The organism is Paenibacillus aceris (assembly GCF_017874035.1).
Taxonomy (GTDB): Bacteria; Bacillota; Bacilli; order Paenibacillales; family NBRC-103111; genus Paenibacillus_E; species Paenibacillus_E aceris.
Window position 1 is genome coordinate 43266 of sequence record NZ_JAGGKV010000025.1, and the last position, 20217, is coordinate 63482.

General features: G+C 47.2%; 16 protein-coding genes and 1 riboswitch. Of the genes, 15 read left to right on the forward strand and 1 reads right to left on the reverse strand.

The genetic code is table 11. The annotated features are described in order from the left end of the window. Positions 1-1095 (reverse strand): glycine cleavage system aminomethyltransferase GcvT, encoded by a 1095-nt coding sequence (gene gcvT / locus J2Z65_RS29385; RefSeq protein WP_167068276.1) that lies wholly within the window; start codon positions 1093-1095, stop codon positions 1-3. Positions 1096-1297: 202 nt separating this feature from the next. Then, a riboswitch (glycine riboswitch) is annotated at positions 1298-1397 on the reverse strand. Positions 1398-1559: 162 nt separating this feature from the next. On the opposite strand from gcvT, the gene gcvH reads away from it, so the two are divergent. The 15 genes from gcvH to J2Z65_RS29460 all read left to right on the forward strand — a co-directional run bounded on the left by gcvH (position 1560) and on the right by J2Z65_RS29460 (position 20206). Further along, complete coding sequence (gene gcvH, locus J2Z65_RS29390) at positions 1560-1949, forward strand: glycine cleavage system protein GcvH (RefSeq protein ID WP_167068279.1); 390 nt, start codon at positions 1560-1562, stop codon at positions 1947-1949. 863 nt (positions 1950-2812) lie between these two features. Further along, a complete protein-coding gene (locus tag J2Z65_RS29395; RefSeq protein ID WP_167068281.1) occupies positions 2813-3817 on the forward strand; it encodes a substrate-binding domain-containing protein in 1005 nt (334 codons plus the stop codon). 39 nt (positions 3818-3856) lie between these two features. Then, complete coding sequence (locus J2Z65_RS29400) at positions 3857-5218, forward strand: acyclic terpene utilization AtuA family protein (RefSeq protein WP_167068284.1); 1362 nt, start codon at positions 3857-3859, stop codon at positions 5216-5218. Positions 5219-5220: 2 nt separating this feature from the next. Further along, positions 5221-5532, forward strand: coding sequence for a DUF4387 domain-containing protein (locus tag J2Z65_RS29405; RefSeq protein WP_193581160.1), 312 nt, complete (start codon positions 5221-5223; stop codon positions 5530-5532). Then, the gene (locus J2Z65_RS29410) at positions 5529-6455 is read left to right on the forward strand and encodes an ABC transporter permease (RefSeq protein WP_167068287.1); all 927 of its coding nucleotides are present in this window, start codon (positions 5529-5531) and stop codon (positions 6453-6455) included. Before J2Z65_RS29405 ends, J2Z65_RS29410 begins: the two co-directional genes overlap by 4 nt. A 12-nt stretch (positions 6456-6467) precedes the next feature. Further along, positions 6468-7352: a carbohydrate ABC transporter permease gene (locus tag J2Z65_RS29415; protein ID WP_167068290.1), complete on the forward strand. Its 885-nt coding sequence runs from the start codon at positions 6468-6470 to the stop codon at positions 7350-7352. Between the two features lie 31 nt (positions 7353-7383). Beyond that, positions 7384-8859, forward strand: a complete 1476-nt coding sequence (locus tag J2Z65_RS29420; protein WP_167068292.1) for an extracellular solute-binding protein — start codon at positions 7384-7386, stop codon at positions 8857-8859. A gap of 81 nt (positions 8860-8940) precedes the next feature. Then, positions 8941-10101 (forward strand): ADP-ribosylglycohydrolase family protein, encoded by a 1161-nt coding sequence (locus J2Z65_RS29425; protein ID WP_167068295.1) that lies wholly within the window; start codon positions 8941-8943, stop codon positions 10099-10101. A 5-nt stretch (positions 10102-10106) separates the two neighbouring features. Next, on the forward strand, positions 10107-12221 hold the full coding sequence (locus J2Z65_RS29430) for an ADP-ribosylglycohydrolase family protein (protein WP_338111824.1): 2115 nt from the start codon (positions 10107-10109) through the stop codon (positions 12219-12221). 27 nt (positions 12222-12248) lie between these two features. Next, positions 12249-13145 carry a ribokinase gene (gene rbsK, locus J2Z65_RS29435; protein ID WP_167068298.1) on the forward strand — a complete coding sequence of 299 codons (897 nt, stop codon included), beginning with the start codon at positions 12249-12251 and terminating at the stop codon, positions 13143-13145. Beyond that, entirely contained in the window at positions 13142-14848 is a 1707-nt protein-coding gene (locus J2Z65_RS29440) for a dienelactone hydrolase family protein (RefSeq protein ID WP_167068301.1), read from the forward strand. The genes rbsK and J2Z65_RS29440 overlap by 4 nt, the downstream gene beginning before the upstream one ends. Before the next feature lie 319 nt (positions 14849-15167). Beyond that, complete coding sequence (locus J2Z65_RS29445; protein WP_167068304.1) at positions 15168-15854, forward strand: FadR/GntR family transcriptional regulator; 687 nt, start codon at positions 15168-15170, stop codon at positions 15852-15854. 226 nt (positions 15855-16080) lie between these two features. Further along, a complete protein-coding gene (locus tag J2Z65_RS29450) occupies positions 16081-17580 on the forward strand; it encodes an extracellular solute-binding protein (RefSeq protein WP_167068306.1) in 1500 nt (499 codons plus the stop codon). A gap of 62 nt (positions 17581-17642) precedes the next feature. After that, a complete protein-coding gene (locus J2Z65_RS29455; protein ID WP_167068309.1) occupies positions 17643-18365 on the forward strand; it encodes a formylglycine-generating enzyme family protein in 723 nt (240 codons plus the stop codon). Beyond that, positions 18362-20206, forward strand: a complete 1845-nt coding sequence (locus J2Z65_RS29460; protein WP_167068312.1) for a hypothetical protein — start codon at positions 18362-18364, stop codon at positions 20204-20206. The genes J2Z65_RS29455 and J2Z65_RS29460 overlap by 4 nt, the downstream gene beginning before the upstream one ends. Positions 20207-20217: the final 11 nt, after the last annotated feature.

A 20217-nucleotide genomic window follows, 5' to 3' on the forward strand; every position in this document is an offset into this window, starting at 1 on the left:
TTACGGCTTTCTCTTATAAAAAGGGGTGGCCACGACTTTGGCTTTGACCTGTGCCCCGCGAATTTCCACATTCACTTCTGTACCTAGCGCGCTGTAGGCAGAGTCGATTAAAGCGAGGCCTACATTCGTTTTGAACGTAGGAGACTGTGTGCCTGTCGTCACTTCCCCAATAGGCATACCGTCCGTCGTGAATACCTTGTAATGGGGCCTCGGGATGCCGCGGTCAATCATTTCGATCCCGACGAGCTTGCGCGGCGTGCCGTTCGCCTTTTGACCGGCAATCACGTCACGTCCGATGAAATCTCCCTTATCCAGCTTCACAAAATAGCTTAGCCCAGCCTCGAGCGGTGAAATATCTTGGGAGAGCTCCTGCCCGTAAAGGGGAAGCCGCGCTTCAAAACGCAGCGTATCACGGGCGCCTAAGCCAGCCGGCACAAGTCCGTGCTCCTCGCCTGCCTTCAGCAGTAGCTTCCACAGCTGAACAGCATCCTTCTGATCGATATAGAGCTCGAAGCCGTCTTCTCCGGTATAGCCTGTGCGGGACAGCAGCGCGTTGATCCCTGATACCTGCACATCGGGCAGGAAACGAAATGTTTTCAAAGTCTGAATAGGCGCATCTGTAAGTTTAGCCAAAATCTGTTCAGCGTGGGGACCCTGCAGAGCGAGCATAGCAGTTTCATCTGAAATGTTGGTGATCTCTGTATGACCTGTGAGATTCTGCTGCATCCAAGCCACATCTTTGTCGATGTTGGATGCGTTAATGACCAGCAAGTAGTTGTTTTCGCCCAGCTTATAAACGAGCAGATCGTCTACAACGCCTCCGTCCGGATAGCACATGAGACTGTATTGGCATTGACCGTTTTCGAGCTTCGACACATCGTTCGTAGTGATCTTTTGCAGGAAAGGGAGGGCGTCATCCCCGGTAACCCGGACTTCCCCCATGTGAGATACGTCAAAAAGCCCGGCCTGTTGTCTAACGGCATCGTGCTCCTTTTGAATACCCATGAACTGCACCGGCAGCTCCCAGCCCCCAAAATCAATAACTCGCGCTCCGTGCTCCGCATAAACCGGGAAGAGCGGTGTTCGTTTCAGCATGCTTTAACCTCACCTTCGATTTTGTTCATCCCTTATCTTGCCCGAAATGCAAAAAAGAGCAAAAGATATGCAACACAAACATACCTTTTGCCCTGTCCTTTTTACCTGAGAGTTACCTCGATAGACCTATGCGCTGTCACTCGAGTTTCCCCTTTGGTGTCCGAAATCCCGCTGCTGCGGTCTTCGAAGCTCTCCAGAGTTGCGTCCGATACAGGTCCTTTTGCCTGAGAGATTCACCACTTTTCCGGGCTTACTCCTTCGGCGCCGCGAGCTTGCTTTGCGGTCTCTCCCTGCACCATCATTCGCCAATATTCAATTTGTAGTATTGTATTAATATTTGCCTATTGAGGTGTGAATTGTCAACTGCAACTTTTGATAAAATTTACCTTCGTTCGCCTTGACTTTGGTGTTCCCGTTAGATTAAGCTAAAAGCAAAATTTGCTGGTAAGCGAGGGCGTAAAACGATGAGTAACGTACAAGCCAATTTGTTATACACCAAAGAGCATGAGTGGGTAGAAAAGCTGTCGGATACGGTAGTCCGCATAGGGATTACTGATTTTGCCCAAGATCAATTGGGAGATATTGTGTTTGTTGAGCTGCCTAAAGCAGGAGCATCCGTTACCGCGAATGAAAGCATCGGCAGTGTGGAATCCGTCAAGACGGTTTCCGATATTTTCTCACCTGTTTCCGGTAAAGTAACAGCTGTAAACGGGTCATTGGAAGGCTCTCCGGAGCTGGTAAACAGTGCGCCATTTGGCGAAGGATGGATGGTTGAGGTCGAGGTTTCCGGTGCAGATGCGCTTGAAGGCCTGCTTACAGCTGATGAGTATGCTTCTTATATCGGCAATGACTAGGGAATAGGTCTTCTTTACCTCGTATTATTTGTACACAAAGATTAACAAGAGTGCAGGGCCATCGATTATTTGATGCCTTGGACTCTTGTTTTGTTTGCTCAAATACCTCGGTCTCATTTGTGGCTAGCTGAGGGGAACTTGCACCAGCTCCTGTTGTCATTGGATGAAATCCAATTCACTCCAACGAAATGCGTGCAGGAACAGCTCAACTTTCATTGGATTCCATTCATCCCTCCCGAATCGCCACCCTATGTTGTACTTTGTGCAATAAAAAAGCTGGTTACGCGCACCTTGAGCACTCTATGCTGCACTTTGCGCAACGATTTCGGTAAAAAAGACTACATCAGGGGCGATTTAGGTGAAATGATTGTACTTTGTGCAATGAGAGTATGGCTTGTGTGGTGTATGCCGCTTTTATGTTGTAGAAAGTGCAACGTAGATTAATGCTGGAGGCGCGGTGCACCTTAATTTATTTATGGGGTGAGCCTATGGATAAAAGTGTAGATTGGAAACGCAAGCACCTTTGTTCACGGCCCTCAATAGATGAACCCTCCGATTGGCAGCATCATTTCCTCTTGCCCACACTCCCCTTGGCGCAGCCCCAAGTCAGGGGTCTTTTTTGATGTCCCAGGGAGCATTTGGACTTGACATTGTCGAAAGATGAGGAATATAATTAGTTCCATGAGATAGGTAACCGGTTACACATTGTTTCTCACGGTTACATAAATAATTGAAGTGTATGTTGTAAATAATAGAAATTATCGAAATGAAGGAAAATTTCGGGAGCATGTAACCGGTACCCTACGCAAGATTTCATTGCTGAGAGTGCAGGTTTGCTTTTTAGTAGGAGTGAGTCGTAACTAGTGGCAACAATTAGAGATGTAGCAAAGTTGGCGGGCGTTTCCGTAGCGACCATTTCCCGATACTTGAACAAAAACGGATATGTCAATGAAGAAACCAAATTGAGAGTGGAACAAGCGATCAAGACGCTGCAGTATGAGCCGAATGCGATTGCTCGAGGACTTGCTGGCAGAAAGACGGGGACGATTGCTTTAATATTCCCTGATATTACGAACCCATTCTTTGCCGAATTGGCAAGAGCTGTTGAGGATGTCGCCCGGATGTACGGGTATACGGTGATCTTGTGCAATTCGGACAATCAGGCGGATAAGGAGCAAACCTACATTAAGGTGCTGAAACAGCGGTATGTGGATGGTATTTTGTTCGCTTCCTATAGTCTTCGGTCGGATGATGTAGACGCCCTGAATAACGAGAAAATTCCATTCGTTATGCTGGATAGAGCGCCGCGCGAAACCTCTTGCACGGTCGTTAGCTCCAAGCATTTGGAAGGAGCTCAGCAAGCTGTACAGCATCTTTTGGATGAGGGCTGCACGAAAATCGCTCATATTTATGGCCCGCAGGATACAGTAACCGGGAGAGAGCGGTTCATCGGATACGAGCAATCCGTGAAACATTTTCCTTGGTATTCGCCAAGCCTCGTCGAACCTGGTTATTTCCGCGTCGACGGCGGAATGGAAGCGGTTGAAAACCTAATGAAGCGCCATCCTGATATTGATGGCATTTTTGCAGGCAATGACACCATGGCAGTAGGAGCACTTAAGAAATTGCAGCGAATGGGCGTGCGCGTCCCTGATCAAGTTGCGTTGTGCGGCTTTGACGGTATCGACTTAACGGTCATCGTAGAGCCGGAAATTACAACGGTTGCACAATCGATTTATGATATGGGGATGCTGTCGACAAGGCTCCTGATCAAGAAAATCGAGGGCGACAACAGCGAAAATCAAACGCATCTATTTGATGTCAAACTCATTCCTCGCGAATCGACGAGAAGAAAAAGAAAAGAATGAACCATCGAATCGGATGATGGACAGTGGAGGTTGAAAGCAATGGAACAATTCAAAATTTTGGCGCCATGCGGGATGTTAGGTTACGGCTTCCCAAAATCATCGTTTATGAAAGGGATGGAACATCGTCCTGATGCGATCGTCGTGGATGCCGGATCAACCGATGCCGGTCCACATAAGTTAGGGGCAGGAACTGCGATTGTCAGTAAGCAGGCCTGCAAGAAAGATTTGGAGCTAATGATCACGGCCGGCGCTGAAGCCAAAATTCCAGTCATTATCGGATCTGCTGGAGGAAGCGGCGCAAAAGTCCATGTCGAGTGGACACGATCAATCATTATGGAAATTCTTAATGAAAACAACATTACAGGACTGAAAGTCGCGACAATCTGGGCGGACATTCCTCATGAAGTAGTGGAAGCTAAATTGGCAGAAGGCCAGTGTGAGCCACTTGGCATCGCTGTGAAGACGCTTACGAAAGAAAGGCTGGAAGCGACAAACGGTATTGTCGCCCAAATGGGACATGAACCGATCATCGCAGCGCTTCAAGAAGGGGCCGACATTATCATCTGTGGTCGCGCTTACGACCCTTCGCCATTTGCTGCGGTAGCGATGTATAACGGTTTCGATACAGCGCTTGCTTATCATTTGGGTAAAATTCTCGAATGCTCGGCACTCTGCGCAGAACCGGGGACGACGAAAGATTGCATGCTCGGTATTCTGACCAAAGATTCGTTTATCGTCAAACCGCTGAACGACAAACGTAAATGTACGGCAGTTTCCGTAGCCGCGCACACGTTTTATGAGAAGGATCATCCTTATCTGCTTCATGGTCCGGGACTTGTTCTGGATCTTGAGCATTGCGAGTTTACGGAATTGGGAGACGATAGCGTGGAAGTGCGGGGCAGCCGAATATCCCCATCTCCTGAGTATAAAATCAAGCTGGAAGGCGCAATGAAAGTCGCTTACCGTACACTCGTCGTCGCAGGTATCCGCGACCCGCTTTTGATCGAACGGATCGAAGAAGTTGAGGATTTGGTCAAACAGCAGGTTTGGGAGTACTACAGTGAAATTCCGCAAGAGGATTATCAAATCAATTTCATCAACTACGGCCTTAACGGCGTGCTGGGTGAACTGGAACCGCAAAAAACAGCGGGTCACGAATTAGGCGTCGTATTCGAGGTTATTGCGAAGACACAAGAACTAGCCAATACGATTTGCAGCTCCGTCAGATCTACCTTCTTGCATTACGGCTATGAAGGCAGGAAATCGACGGCAGGCAATCTGGCGTTTCCGTTTGCCCCGAGCGATATCCCTTTCGGCGCTGTGTATGAATTCTCCGTTTATCATTTGATGCAAGTTGCGGATGGCACCCAAATGTTCCGCAACGAATATATCGAGGTGTAATTATGAAGCTAGTAGAGGCAGCAAAAGTACTGAGAAGCAAAAACAGCGGGCCGTTTGAAATAACGGTGGATGCCCTTTTTACAGATCCGGTGATTTATTACAAAATAAAGAATTCCGGGATCATTAACAAAGATTTGGTATCGAAACTTTACAGCATTGAGCAAGATAAGATTATGCACATCATCTTTTTCGATCAAGCGCTCGGCTTCAAAATTACGTTCGCGCGTAAAGTTTCCTCAGGCACATTTTTGGATCGTGATGTTTACGGCGCACAACAGCATGCCCCTCTGATGGAATTGGAAGTCGACGTATGATGGGAAAGGAGTCGATTCAAATAAGAACGCATTCGAAAGTTAAACAAATGTGGAGTGACAAAGTGCTCTACTTGATGCTTTTGCCGGGGATCGCTTATTTTATTATTTTTCATATCTGGCCGATTATCGGCATGAAGCTAGCGTTCTACGATTATCAAATTCTTGGAGATAACGTCTTTGTCGGATTGAAATATTTCCGGGAGCTATTCAGCACGCCGATCTTTGAGCAAGTCTTAAAAAATACGCTCATTATCAGTGCGATGAAAATGTTTCTTATTTTTCCGATTCCGATCATCTTCGCGCTCATCCTTAACGAGTTCATTAACGGAAAGTTCCGGAAATCCATTCAGGTCATTTCGTATTTGCCGCACTTTCTGTCTTGGGTCGTTATTGCTGGGGTATGGTTCGACTTTTTATCCAAGTCAAACGGCGTAGTAAATGAGATCATTCAAGCCTTCGGGTTTCAGCCTCACGACTTTTTGACAGATAAATCAGCGATCAGGTGGGTGCTTGTCGCCAGTGAAGCATGGCGGAATATCGGATGGGATTCGATCATTTTCCTTGCAGCCATCATGGGTGTGAATCAAAGTTTATATGAAGCAGCGCATGTTGATGGGGCCAACCGTTGGCACATTGTGACGCGGATTGTTTTGCCTCATCTGTATATCCCGATGGTGACCATCTTCATTCTAAATGTCGGATTTATTATGAATGCGGGACTGGATCAGGTATTGAACTTCACGAATGATTCCGTCAACAGCCGTATTGATATTATTGATACTTATGTTTACCGCGTTGGTTTGATCAATGGTCAATATTCGTTCGCCACAGCGGCTAATTTGTTCAAAAGTATGATTGGGGTCGTGCTGGTGCTTTCCACGCATTTCATATCCAAGAAATTGACCTCGAAAGGCGCATGGTAAGGAGGAGCTAGCATGAGTGTCAAACAATTTTCGTTCACCAAATTAGTGCTCGGCGCCATACTCGTCCTCATATCACTGACGATGTTTGTGCCGATTATGAACTTGATCGCCAAAGCTTTTTCGAACCCTAGCAAAGTCCATATGCTGCATGGCTATGACATTTTGCCAAAAGGTTTCTCGTTCATCAATTTCCAGGTTGTGCTGAGCAATCCGATTGTCGGTAAAGCGTTAATGAATTCCTTATTTATTACGATTGTCGGCACAGGGTTCAGCATTTTCTTTACAACCATTACAGCTTACGTATTGACGCGCAAAAATTTGGTCGGCAAAACGCCTATCATGATTTTTCTAATCATCATCATGATTTTTGAGCCCGGTATCGTGCAAGAATATATGGTCATCAAAGACCTGCACTTGCTGGATAATCTTTGGGCGATGGTTCTCTACCGCACGATTAACGTCTTTTATTTGATCATTATGATGCGGTTTATTGAAGAAATACCTGATTCCTTAGTTGAGGCTGCTAAAATCGACGGCGCTGGGCACATGACCGTGTTCATGCGGATTATTTTACCGCTGTCCCGCATTCCGCTGCTGACGATCGGTATGTTCTATGCAGTGGCGAGATGGAATGAGTTCTTCAAATCGAGCATTTTCTTATCGAGCCGAAGCAACACTGTGCTTCAAGTACTGCTTAGACAGTTCGTTGTCGAAGGCGATACGACGACTTTAGTCGGTGCGGCTGATTTGATGAAAAACAACAATATCGCGCAATTGGACTTCTCGTCCTTGAAAGCGGCAACGATTGTCATTGCTATGGTTCCGATTCTAATGCTATATCCCATTATTCTGAAGCATTATACCAAGGGAGTAATGGAAGGCGGCGTAAAAGAATAGTATTCAAACATTATTTTGGGAGGCAATCCAAATGAAAAAAACGCTTTTTGCAATGGCTGCAGTCGTCCTGATCACTACAACAGCATGCAGTTCAGGAGGATCCAAATCAACTGACACTGCTTCACCATCTGCAACTCAAAATAGCACGGGTGTTACGACGGTTTCCATTTTGGCCAAAGATTTTGCACCAGACGATCCTAACGTTCAGAAATTGGTTAAAGGCATCGAAGACGGCATGAAGGCAGAAGGTAAAAATGTAAAGCTGCAAATTACGCCTGTTCAAAGCGGAACGTACTCCGAGAAAATGGGCTTGCTTCTGCAAAGCGGCAACATCCCTGACTTGATCTATTTCCAAGGTGGAGACTATCAATTTGCAACAACGCAAAAAATATTGGAAGATCTGACTCCATATATCGATAAATCCAAATATGTTAAGGCTTCTATGAATCCTTATAACATTGAAAGAATGAAGAACTACCCTTACTTGGTATGGCTGTCACCGGTGAACAGCGCTGTTCCTGTCGTGCGTCAAGACTTGATGGACAAAACAGCTTCGGGTAAAGCGGCTCTGGAAAACCCAACAATCGATAACTACTACACGTTCTTCAAAGACTTAAAGGAAAAAAGCGGCGCGAAATATGCTTACACAACAGCGGGCAATCTTGATGAGTTGGACGCTATGTTCGGGCAAGCTTTCGGATTGACGACAACTTGGCTCAAAGGCGCTGACGGTCAATTCGCATACGGTAAAACAACGCAGTTTGAAAAAGAAAAGCTGGAATTCTACGCGAAGTTGTATAAAGAAGGCTTGCTGGACCCAGAGTTCCTGACGAAGAAATGGGATACAAAAGAAAAAGCGTTCTATGACGGCCAAGCAGCTATCATGGCAGGTACGCAAGGGAAAGTAATCGATCTGTACAACTCCAAATCAATCGCACAAAATGGTGCAGGCGCGAAAGTCGTTCCTCTGCCGCCGGCAAAAGGTAAAGCGCAAGGCTACACGCCGGTTGATACAAGTAAAGAAAGCCGCGGTTTCGCGATTTCCAAAACGTCCAAAAACAAAGATATGGCCTTTGCCGTATTAGAATACATGGCTAGTCCAAAAGGGCAAATGATGGATAAGCTTGGTTTTGAAGGTTCAGAGTATCAAATCGTTGATAACAAAATTAAATTGACAGATAAGTTTGCCGCTTGGTATCCGCACTTTGTCGAGTCCGTGATCAACTTCACACCGGACAAAGAGTTTGATCCGACTACGCCTTATTTCTCGGAACCGGCAGCGAAATCGCTCAAAATGTTCGAGAGCAGTTCCACCAAGGACAATACCTTCATTATACCTGCCGATTTGACGGCGAAATGGGATGCAGCTACGGCTGTTTACAAAGAATTCGCAGCTGACATTGTAACAGGTAAGAAAACAGGCGCTGATTTCGATAAATTCGTTCAAGCCTGGAACGCTGCGGGCGGTAAAGATGTAACGGATTACGCCAATAAAACAATTAAGTAAATCGGGCTTTGAAGCCAATAAATGAACTGCAAAGTGTGGGGCGTAACAGCCCCGCACTCCCTGTAGAAGGGAGTAAGTCAAATGGTTACTTTTGCTGATAGAGTGAAAGGCGTTGTATATGGCACGGCTTATGGCGATGCGATGGGCGCTGTTGTTGAGAAAATGACGTTCAATGAAATACATGAAAAGTATGGTCGGGTTGAAACAACGATGACCAAATGGTGGAAAGCGGATTGGCCGGAAGACAAGAGACTCGGCAGGATGAGAGGCGAAGGCATCGTTACCGATGATACGCTCATGACGCTTGCGCTCATGAATGTGTACGGCATTGAACGCCGTCATTTGGATGCTTACGATCTGGCTAATGAGTTTGTCAAAGAGATCTCGTTCCGTCCTAAATACATTCCTGAGCTGGGTAAAGTAGCTATGGTCATGGATCGATTGTTTTATCCAGAGAAGCATATTTTCAACCGTCATGTGCTTGCCAATTGCGAGCCACGCGAAGGCGGTTATGGCAATATGGTTAACTGCGGTGCTGCCATGTATATCTCGCCGATCGGCATGGTGAATGCCTGCAATCCGAAGGCAGCGTATGATGAAGCGATTCTTTTTGCATCCGGCCATCAAGTCAGCTACGGCTTGGAAGCGGCGGGCGTTTTGGCTGCTTGTGTGGCTAAAGCCTTCGAACCCGGTGTGACGGTGGAAGACATTATTCATACTGCATTTACGTATGCCAAAGATGGTACGAAGCAAGCGATTCAAGACCTATGTGAAACGGCTCGATCCCTAAAGCCAATTAAGAATAACCGGGCTGAAGTTGTCAAACAGCTGCACGCTGTAATGGGCAAATATTCGCCGATGGGCGATGATGTCAATCGAAACATTCATAAAGTAGGCATTCCTTCTAACCACTACACCCCAAGTCGATTGTTCTCGATTGAGGAACTTCCTTTGGCTTTAGCTTACATTATTTTGCATGACGGGGATTTATTGGAGGCTGTAAAAGACGGTGTGAGTTCTGGACGCGACACGGATTCTATTGGTGTTATGGTCGGCGCCATTCTGGGAGCCATGCAGGGTGTTCATGCTATTCCGTCATCTGAAATTGCAATTATAGAGCAGATAAATAAGCAAGAGATCGAGAAGCATTGCAATGAATTTATTGAAACTGCTTCTTATATTATCAAGCAAGACATTGAATTGAACAATCGCAGACAACAACAGATTCTTTCTATTATTTAAGGGTGGTGCAATCGTTGATTCCTTCTAATTATTTGGAAAAAATTTACGCAGGTTACTTAGGTATGAACATTGGCATAAGACTGGGCGCTCCGGTAGAACCGACGATTTGGACTTATGAAAGAATACAAAACACATATGGCGACATTACCGACTATGTCAAAGAATTTAAAAACTTTGCGGCGGACGACGATGCGAACGGTCCGTTCTACTTCTTGCGCGCGCTTTATGACGATGCCAAGGACCGCGATATTACGCCTAACGATGTAGCTCGCGCTTGGTTGAACTATGCCCGTGAAGGAATCGGGATGTTCTGGTGGGGCGGTTATGGCATAAGCACGGAGCATACGGCCTACATCAACTTGAAAAAAGGGATTGAAGCTCCACAGTCCGGTTCTATAGAGCAAAATGGACTCATTATCGCCGAACAAATCGGCGGTCAAATTTTCATCGACACATGGGGTCTTGTCAATCCTTGCAATCCCCAAAAAGCAGCCGATTTCGGCGAAGCGGCAGCTCGCGTTTCTCATGATGGAGAAGGCGTGCTTGGCGCAAGATTTTTCTGCGCAGCTATTTCCAAAGCGTTCGAAACAAGCGATATTAATGAAATTATTGAAGCTGGTTTGGCTCAAATTCCAGCTGACTCGATCTATGCCAAAGTGTCTAGAGCGGTGCTTGCGTTCCACGCACAGCATCCGGATGATTTCAGAGCATGCCGAGACATGCTTGAAAGAGACTGGGGCTACGACAAATATACGGGCGTATGCCACATCATTCCTAATGCAGGCGTTTGCGTGTTGTCTATGATTTACGGCCAAGGCGATTTCAACAGAACGGTTGAGATTGCAACGATGTGCGGTTGGGACACGGATTGCAACGCTGGTAACGTTGGTACTGTTCTGGGTGTAGCTTGTGGTTTGGAAGGTATTGCAGATAAGTATCGTAAGCCGATCAATGATTCCATCGTGATGTCGGGGATTTCGGGCTTTATGAATATTCTCGACATTCCGACCTACGCGAAAGAATTAGCGATTCTAGGACATCGTTTGGCGAATGTTCCTTGCCCTGAAGGTCTTGCCCAGAGCTTCACGGAGCACGATATTTATTTCGACTTCGAACTGCCGGGTTCCACACATAACATCCGCATCTCGGATCCGTTCTTCTGCCAGGCGAAGCATTCAACCGAAAAATCCTTCAAAGGAACGGGCTCGCTGGAAGTTGTATTTGACCGTATGACACGTGGGGAAAAATCAAAGGTATTCTACAAACCTTTCTATACACGCGATGATTTCAGTGACGAAAGATACTCACCGACATTTGCGCCTAAAGCATCCTCTGGCCAAAAAGTATCCATGCAAATCTTCTTGGATCAGTGGGGCGGCAATGAAACGATGGGCATCGCACCTTATGTGCGCTTATCCAAAAGCAAAAAAGAGCTTGTACAAGGTTATGTGAAGCTTGTTGATCAAGAGTGGGTTCATGTTGAATTTGTAATCCCGGATTCCGAAGGCGAGCTGATTGATGAAGTCGGCATCGTGTTGGAGGCTTATTCGACTCGCAAGCCGAAAAGCTTAGGACGCATTTTTATCGATGAGTTCCGGATTTATGGCAACGCGGATTACACGATTGATTTTAACAAGCAATTGAGCAATTTCGGCTGCATTACGCCATTCGCGCACAACAACGGAGCTTGGAGCCTAGAGGATGGCGCGATGTATCTCATGACAGCGGAGCCAAGCGAAGCCTATACAGGTAACTATTTCGCCAAAGACTACTCCGTATCTGTCCAGCTTAATCCGCAAAGCGGACATTCACATTTAGTGGCTGTGCGTGCGCAAGGCGCAATGAGAGGTTATCATGTAGGATTTGATGGAGCGAATCAAGTAGCTTTGTATATCAATAACTTCGGGTTCACGAAGTTGGCGGGTGCAGAGTTCCCATGGCAGCTAGGCAAAGACTACGACTTTAAAGTGACGGTACAAGGTAACACCCTTACATTCGCTATTGACGGACAGGAAGTTTTGAAGCACACTGACGATACGTTCGATTACGGCATGTACGGCGTAAGTACAAGAACTGCAGCTAGAACTTATTTCAGACATATTAGATTTACGGAAATTTAGAATTTTTGGGTGGATCGGGGAACGTTTATGAAAATAATCGTAATTGGCAGTGCAAATATGGATATGGTCATGCGGACTAGCCGTATTCCAGAAATGGGCGAAACGATGCGAGGCGATGGGTTTATGCTATCCTCCGGAGGCAAAGGAGCCAATCAGGCGGTTGCTTGCGCAAAAATGGGTGCAGATACCTGGTTTATGGCAAAAGTTGGCGACGATATTTTTGGGCAATCGTTGATCAGCAGCCTCAAAGGGTTCGGTGTGAAAACTGATTATGTGGGAATTGAACCTGGAGTTACGACAGGTGTAGCCGCGATTACGGTTTGCGACGGAAATAATGCGATCATTCTTGACGGTGGCGCCAATAACCTAGTTAAGCCTGACTACATTGAAAGTTACAAGGATCAGCTGCTCTCGGCTTCGGCTATCATGCTGCAGCTGGAAATTCCACTGGAAACCGTCTATGCAGCCATTCGTCTTGTGAAAGGTAAGGTGCCGATCTTCTTAAATCCGGCGCCTGCCGTTCCACTCGATGACGAGATCTTGAATGGTGTGGATTATTTCACACCGAACGAAATCGAATGCCGATTGTACACGAATGTAGAAGTGAAAACCACGGAAGATGCTTTCGCGGCGCTTGATATTTTGCGCGGCAAGGGCATTCGCTTCCCGTTGATCACACTTGGCGAGAAGGGCATTGTGTATTATAACGGCACCGAGAATGTGTACATGGAAGGCCGTAAAGTGAAAGCCATAGATACAACAGCTGCCGGAGACACGTTCTCCGGGACGCTTGCAGCTATGATTACTTCGGGCAAAACGCTGGATGAAGCGGTGAACATTGCGCAGCATGCGTCTTCGATTTCGGTTACCCGGATGGGCGCACAGCATTCGATCCCTTATTTATCGGAGCTTGCAGGTCTATGATGAGCAAAGTGGAGATCCGTTTTCATGAGTTGTTGAAAACTGCTGAGCACTTAGGTGAACACCGTATTCATACGGTGGAGCGGAGGTCAGACCAATACGGCGACTATGCCGCTATGTATTTGGAGACCGAGCTCATTCCGGGCCAATGGGTGAAAACGTATTTCTGGATAGGCGTTCCTTATGGGGAAACGCCTTTTCCTGCTATGCTGCACATCCACGGGGGAGGTTCGCAGACGGCTAATTTGGAGCATGTCCGGCATTGGACGAGCAAAGGGTATGTCGCGCTTAGCTACGATTGGAAGGAGGAACTCTCCGGGCAGGAGCACTACTCCGATTTGGCGGAAATGCCCACGAAAGACATGGAAGAAGAGTTTGACCCGCTGCAATCGGTCATGTTCACGCGTCTCATTCATGCGAAGGAAATGGTAACGTGGTTGGCTCAGCTGCCAGAGGTGGACGCAGGTCGGATGGGTGCTTTCGGCATTTCCCGAGGAGGCACGGTAACGAGACTGCTTAACGCCTGGGATAGCCGTTTGCAGGCGGTTGCTCCTATTTATGGCTGCGGCAAGCACATGTCGCCAGGACGGCTGAACCGGAACGTTCGCAGGCCGCACACCTTGGAAGACACCTACTTATGGGAGCAGCTGCTTAGCGGATTCAGACTGGCCGAGCGGCAGCAGTCGCCGATGCTGATCATGTCGGCCATCAATGATTATTGGGGCTGGATGGATGCGATCTGCGAAGGAGCTGCACACCTTCCGAAGGCGAAGCGTGGGCTGTTTTTCGCGGCGAATCAAAACCATCATCTGGACGGCTGGGCAGGCGCTGCGCTTGATTGTTGGATGGATGCCCTTGTGAAGGGAGACGGGCATTGGCCGCAAGCCCCGGCTGTATTCGTCTCTGTTAGCGAGGGAGCATTGCGGGTGACAGCCGAATTTGGTGCTGCCGGGCTATCCGCGCTTCCGCAAAAGCTTCGTTTTTGCTGGTCTTGGTATGACTGGAGTGAAGTGCTTCCGCCGGGCAGATACTGGCATGTGAAGGAGCTCGATTGTTCGCAAGACAGCGGTTTTAGTGTGGAAATACCGGTTATTGATCCTGCAATAAGCGGTTTCGTATATGTGGATGCCATTTATGCGGATGGAGTAAAAACGAGCAGCTTCCCTCTGAGATTCTCTCCCGTCTATCTGGGAGCTGCTGCATCCGGGATGCCTTTGACGCTGGAATTGGCCAATTTCACTCGCGGGCTTGATGGATGGCACTGTCCGGAACAGCGGACGGAGCCATTTGATCCTGATTTCCGCTATGTGTTTGTGGATGACCCGCAAGGCGGCCGAGCGCTCGCTTTGGACGAACCGGGATCGAAGTTTGCACTAGTAACCCATAAGCCGGTTGACCCGATCATGCAAGGGGACAAAGACCATTTGAAGCTGCAGCTCAGGCTGTTTACGGATGTTCCTGGCGTGTGGGAGATATCGGTTATCTACAGGCCGGATCAAGCGGGGCAGATTGTTTGGGTGAGCGAGATAGAGGGAGTGCTTGGCTGGGCGGACGCGCGACTAGCAAGGCAGTCTTTTGGCCACGCAGACGGCAAGGCGCTATCGACTTGGGAGAAAATGCACAAGATCTGTGTAGCCTTTCTTCCTAAACAGGTGGACTCCAGTAGCAGTTGTAAGCCGGCTCTTGGCTCGGTTCATTTTGTTTAAGCTGACGAGAATTCCGCTAAGTCGCCGATTACTCCTGCTATTTTCCTCAATTGATCCACTTTTGCCATAATTAACTGGAGTTTCTACCGTTATTTCATTCCCTGCTACAGTGCAGCGCGGAATAATGGTAGTTTTTCCATCAATTTCAGCTCAAATCCGTAGTTCTTTTTATATTCCGAAGCGGCACTCCAAGGCACATGACGGCGTTCTCATTGGTAAAAATAACTGTTGACACAATCTGAGCTACTTACTAGTATAAAGGTGTGGGTAATTGGATGATCCAATTCTCAGCATATTGCCAGACGGAAGGTTACTCATAATGACGATAAAGAAAATCAAGTACCACAGAGTTTATGAGGATGTCATTGAGCAGATTGAAAAACTGATTCTTGAAGGCAACCTTGCGCCTGGAGACGTTTTGCCTACGGAAAGAGAGCTGGCCCAAGCCTTTGGAATTAGCCGCGGGACTTTGCGGGAAGCGTTCCGAATTTTGGAACGAGAAGGGCTGATTGAAACTCGTCCGGGCGGCGGCCGATTTCTTAACAAGAACCTCAGTAAGGCGGAGGACAAAAGCCGAATCCTCGAAAATATTGAGAGAGCTACGATTATCGAGCTGCTCGAGGCTAGAGAAATTTTTGAAACAGGCATCGTAGAGCTGGCAGCTTTGAGAGCATCTGAACAAGATATTCTTGATATTGAAAGCGCTCTCGAAAAGTGGGGCACCATTGACAGTGAAGCGGATGATCCGGTTTCCCCAGATCAGGCCTTTCATCTATCGATAGCAAAAGCAACACACAATGTGGTGTTAGTGAATCTCATCGATCTTAACATGGATCTTTTGAAAAGGACGGCTACGAAAACAGTCGAGATACCTGGCCGTAGAAATGAAGTATATAACGAGCATTTTAACATTTTCCAGGCTATAAAAGAGAGAGATCCCCTTAAAGCCAAAGAAACGCTGCTGTACCATTTGAAGCAGGTCAAACAAAATATTCAAATGAAATGATGGAAAACGGATGAAGCTCATCCGTCCGGGATAATTGGGTCATCCAATTACCCAAAACATTCATGTAATCGCTTTATTCAATTTGAAAGCGGCTACAAAATCAGGGGACATTGATTTCGATTCTCGTGCCGTATCCCATTCTTCTAAGGCACTACTACGATACGAATGAAGTAATGGAAGGCGGCTTCAAAGAATAATAGATAGATAAAAAAAGGGAGGAAATAGTATGAAAAAAACGCTTCTCATGATGGTCACAGCTTTAATGGTTGTTACAACCGCATGTTCCAGCAGTGGTGGCAAGTCTTCCAGCGGCACGCCTGCTCCAACGTCTGCACCAGCGGCAACAACGGCAGGGGATGCGAATAAAGAACCGGTTACGCTCTCCATTGTAGCCAAAGATTTATTGGGAGATGACCCTGGTGTTCAGAAGCTAATAAAGGGCATCGAAGAAGGAATGAAGGCGGAAGGGAAAAATATTAAGCTGAAAGTGGTCCCTGTGCAAAGCGGAACCTATTCGGAGAAACTAGGCTTGCTTCTGCAAAGCGGTAATATCCCTGACCTCATTTACTTCCAAGGCGGCGACTACCAGTTTGCCGTTACACAGAAAATTCTGGAAGATTTGACGCCTTTCATCGATAAATCAACCAATGTGAAGGCATCGATGAACGTTTATAACCAAGAAAGAATGAAGAACTATCCGTACCTGCTGTGGCTGTCACCTCCGAATAGCGCTGTGCCTGTCGTACGTCAGGACTGGTTTGATAAAACAGCATCAGGCAAAGAACTGCTTGCGAATCCGACAAGTGACAACTACTATACCTTCTTTAAAGAATTGAAGGAAAAAAGCGGCGCGAAATACGCCTATACGACAGCTGGGACACTGGATGAGCTCGACGTCATGTTTGGACAATCCTTCGGGCTGACATCCACATGGATCAAGGGGGCTGACGGTAAATACACCTACGGTAAAACAACGCAGTTCGAAAAAGATAAACTCCTTTTCTACGCAAAAATGTATAAAGATGGCCTGCTGGATCCTGAGTTCCTGACCAAGAAATGGGACACGAAAGAGAAAGCTTTCTATGACGGCCAAGCGGCTGTCATGGCTGGTACGCAGGGCAAGGTAATCGACATCTACAATAACAAATCTGTGGGTCAAAATGGCGCAGCTGCCAAGGTCATGACACTGCCGCCAGCTAAAGGTAAAGCTCAAGGTTATACTCCGGTTGATATCAGTAAGGAAAGCCGCGGTTTCGCCATCGCCAAGACATCCAAGAATAAAGACATGGCCTTTGCCGTATTGGAATATATGGCGGGACAAAAAGGTCAAATGCTGGATAAGCTTGGCGTAGAAGGCGACGAATATCAAATCGTGAATAACAAAATCAAGCTAACGGACAAATTTGCAGCATGGTTCCCGCATTTTGTTGAGTCCACAGTCAACTTCAAACCGGATAAAGAGTTTGATCCGTCGACACCATATTTCTCTGAGCCAGCAAGCAAATCTCTGCAAATGTTCGCTTCCATGTCGACGAAAGACAACAGCTTTGTGATTCCTGCTGAGCTGGCATCCAAGTGGGACGCTTCCGCTGCCAAGTACAGAGAGTTTGCGGCAGATCTCGTAACCGGCAAGAAAAGCGCGGCAGATTTTGATAAGTTTGTACAAGAGTGGAATGCAGCAGGCGGTAAAGAAATGACGGAATACGCGAACAAAACGATCAAATAAATAATTGACTGCGAGTGGGGCGAAAGCCCCACTTTTTACTAATGCATAGAGAGGTGAACGCAATGGAAACACAGGCATTTCGTGCGGGAGATGAAAATCGGGTGTTCATTCCTGAAACGACGTACATTTATCGTGTTCAACATCGCATAATGGAAGGGGATTGCCAGTGTCATCACGGCCCATTTCTGGTTACGGTACAGGCTTTCAGCATAGACAAATACCCTGTTACGAATAAGCAATACAAGCAGTTTCTTGATGAGAGCGGCTATTATCCAGAGGACAGTCACAATTTCATAAAGCATTGGAAAGAAAGCGGGATCCCTCACGGCAAGGAGAATCATCCTGTCGTTTGGGTCAGCCAGAAAGATGCAAGAGCTTATGCCGAATGGAAAGGCGGAAGACTTCCGAAAGAGACGGAATGGCAGCTCGCGGCGGGAGGCAGCCAGAAATGGAAATGGCCGTGGGGCGATCAATATAACGCCGATAAGTGCCACTCCTCCGGATTCGATACGATGCCGGTCGATGCGTTTTCCGCAAGTGTTAGCCCGTACGGCTGTGTTGACCTATCAGGCAACACGTGGGAGTGGATGGATGACACTATAAACGATGCGCAGCACAAATTCACCTTTTTACGCGGAGGCTCTTACTACAAAGCTCCACATACATGGCATGCGGAAGGCGGTCCACATAGGGCGGATTATCATCTGAAATTCCAACTGCTGAATGAAGGGTTAAACCGCTGCGAAACCGTTGGTTTCCGCTGCGTATACGAGGTGGCACGATGATTCTGGTCGATAAAGTGACGAACATAACGACGATTAAAAATGAGAAGATGGGGTTTGCCATCAAACATGACGGCCATCTGGTATTGCATCAGGTGATTCACGGCGCTATCCCGCAACGCGCAGAATTGTCAGCTGAAGAAGCTGAGCTGTTCACGATGGAGCTTGAAGGAGGGCACATCCTTCCTTGCAGCAAGTGGCACATTACGGTGATTGAATCGGGAGGCGATCAGACGGAAGAACTAGTGTCCGTGTCATTATCGATTCAGTGCGGGCAAGATCAGCTGCTGGCTAAAGTCATCTTTCTTCATCATCTGGAGGATCAATCGATTCGATACCTGATCCAGCTTGGCGCCAACTGGGACGAATGGGGGCCGAAGGAAGTTTACTTACACATGCCATTCCTTGCGAACCTTAGATTGGATGAAGAGCAGCCGAACCATTACTATTTTCCGTCTAATCCTCAAGCTAAACGAGATGGCAGCAGCATTATGCAGATGCATGTTGAATTTACGATGCCCCTTGGCATTTTCCATCCCAATCAGCAGCATGGCTTTAGCTTGGAATTCCCCAATTTAAACGAGCATTGGTTCATTTGGGTGCAAAACCGCAACATGGAATTGAAACAAATGACCTCTCTTGTGGAGCTTCAGCATCACCGATTGCTGCTTCGTCCTGATCCGGTGCCGGCGGATGTGATGGAAATCAAATTCTCGGCGATTGAGCGCGGCTGGGTTGAGTTCTTCAACAGCTGGAGGCAAAATGCCCGCAAGCCGATTTCCTTTAAAGAGTATGAGCGGCCGGAGTTGAAATGGTATAAAGATACGTTTCTGCAGCATTTTACATATATATTCAGCAAGGAAGTTTATGATTTTGAAAAGAACCAGATTGACGTGGAACGTCTATTACAGCAAGGAGAAGCCTTCGGAGGCTACGATTCCTTGCTGCTTTGGCATCAATATCCGCGGCTTGGTGTAGACGGCAGAAATCAGTGGGAGTTTTTCGGGGAGTTTCCGGGAGGGATGCCCGGATTGAAAAACACGGTGGAGCAATTTCACCAGCGCGGCGTCAAGGTATTCCTGCCTTTCAAACCGTGGGATATCGGCTTTGACGAGTCTGTGAAGCAATCTACCCTGAGCATCGTGGAGATTGTGAGAGAAACGAATATCGACGGTGTGTTCCTAGACACCATGGACAGTGTTCCCGATAGTTTCCGCGATGCCGTCCATGACATCAAACCAGACTTCGTTTTCTGCTCCGAGGGGCGCCCGAAAAAGAAGCATCAAATTGAAATCATTACAGGTTCGTGGAACCAGTTCAAGAATAAAGAATCGATGCCGGAGACCGATATCTTCCGCTATGTGATGACTGAGCATTTTTCGCCGATTATTTCTCGCTGGCATGTTGGCATCCGCAAGGACTTGCTCATCAAACGGGCCATCTTTAATGGCACCGGGATACTGATCTGGCAGGATGTTTTCGGCAGCTGGCTGCCCTATAATAAGCTTCAGCAGGAAGCGATTAAGAAGTGGAAACATATATGGCGTGAGCATAAAGCCAACTACCAGGGCTCAAGTCCAATCCCGCTATATCCGATGCTACAGAGTGGATTATATTGCAACGCCTTCCCGTCCGACGATGGCAAGAGCGTCATCTACTCGGTCTTTAACGACACGAGTGAAGAGATTCACGGAGACTTGCTGAAATGCGCAAACTCGGAAATCACTGCTGTTGTGGAACTGTGGGATAATCTTCCTGTGCAAGTAGTACAGTTAGATGGATATGATCTCCTTCGTGGGACTGTGAAATCTAAGCAGTTGTCGATTATTAAAGTAAGTTTGTAGAAAAACAGAAA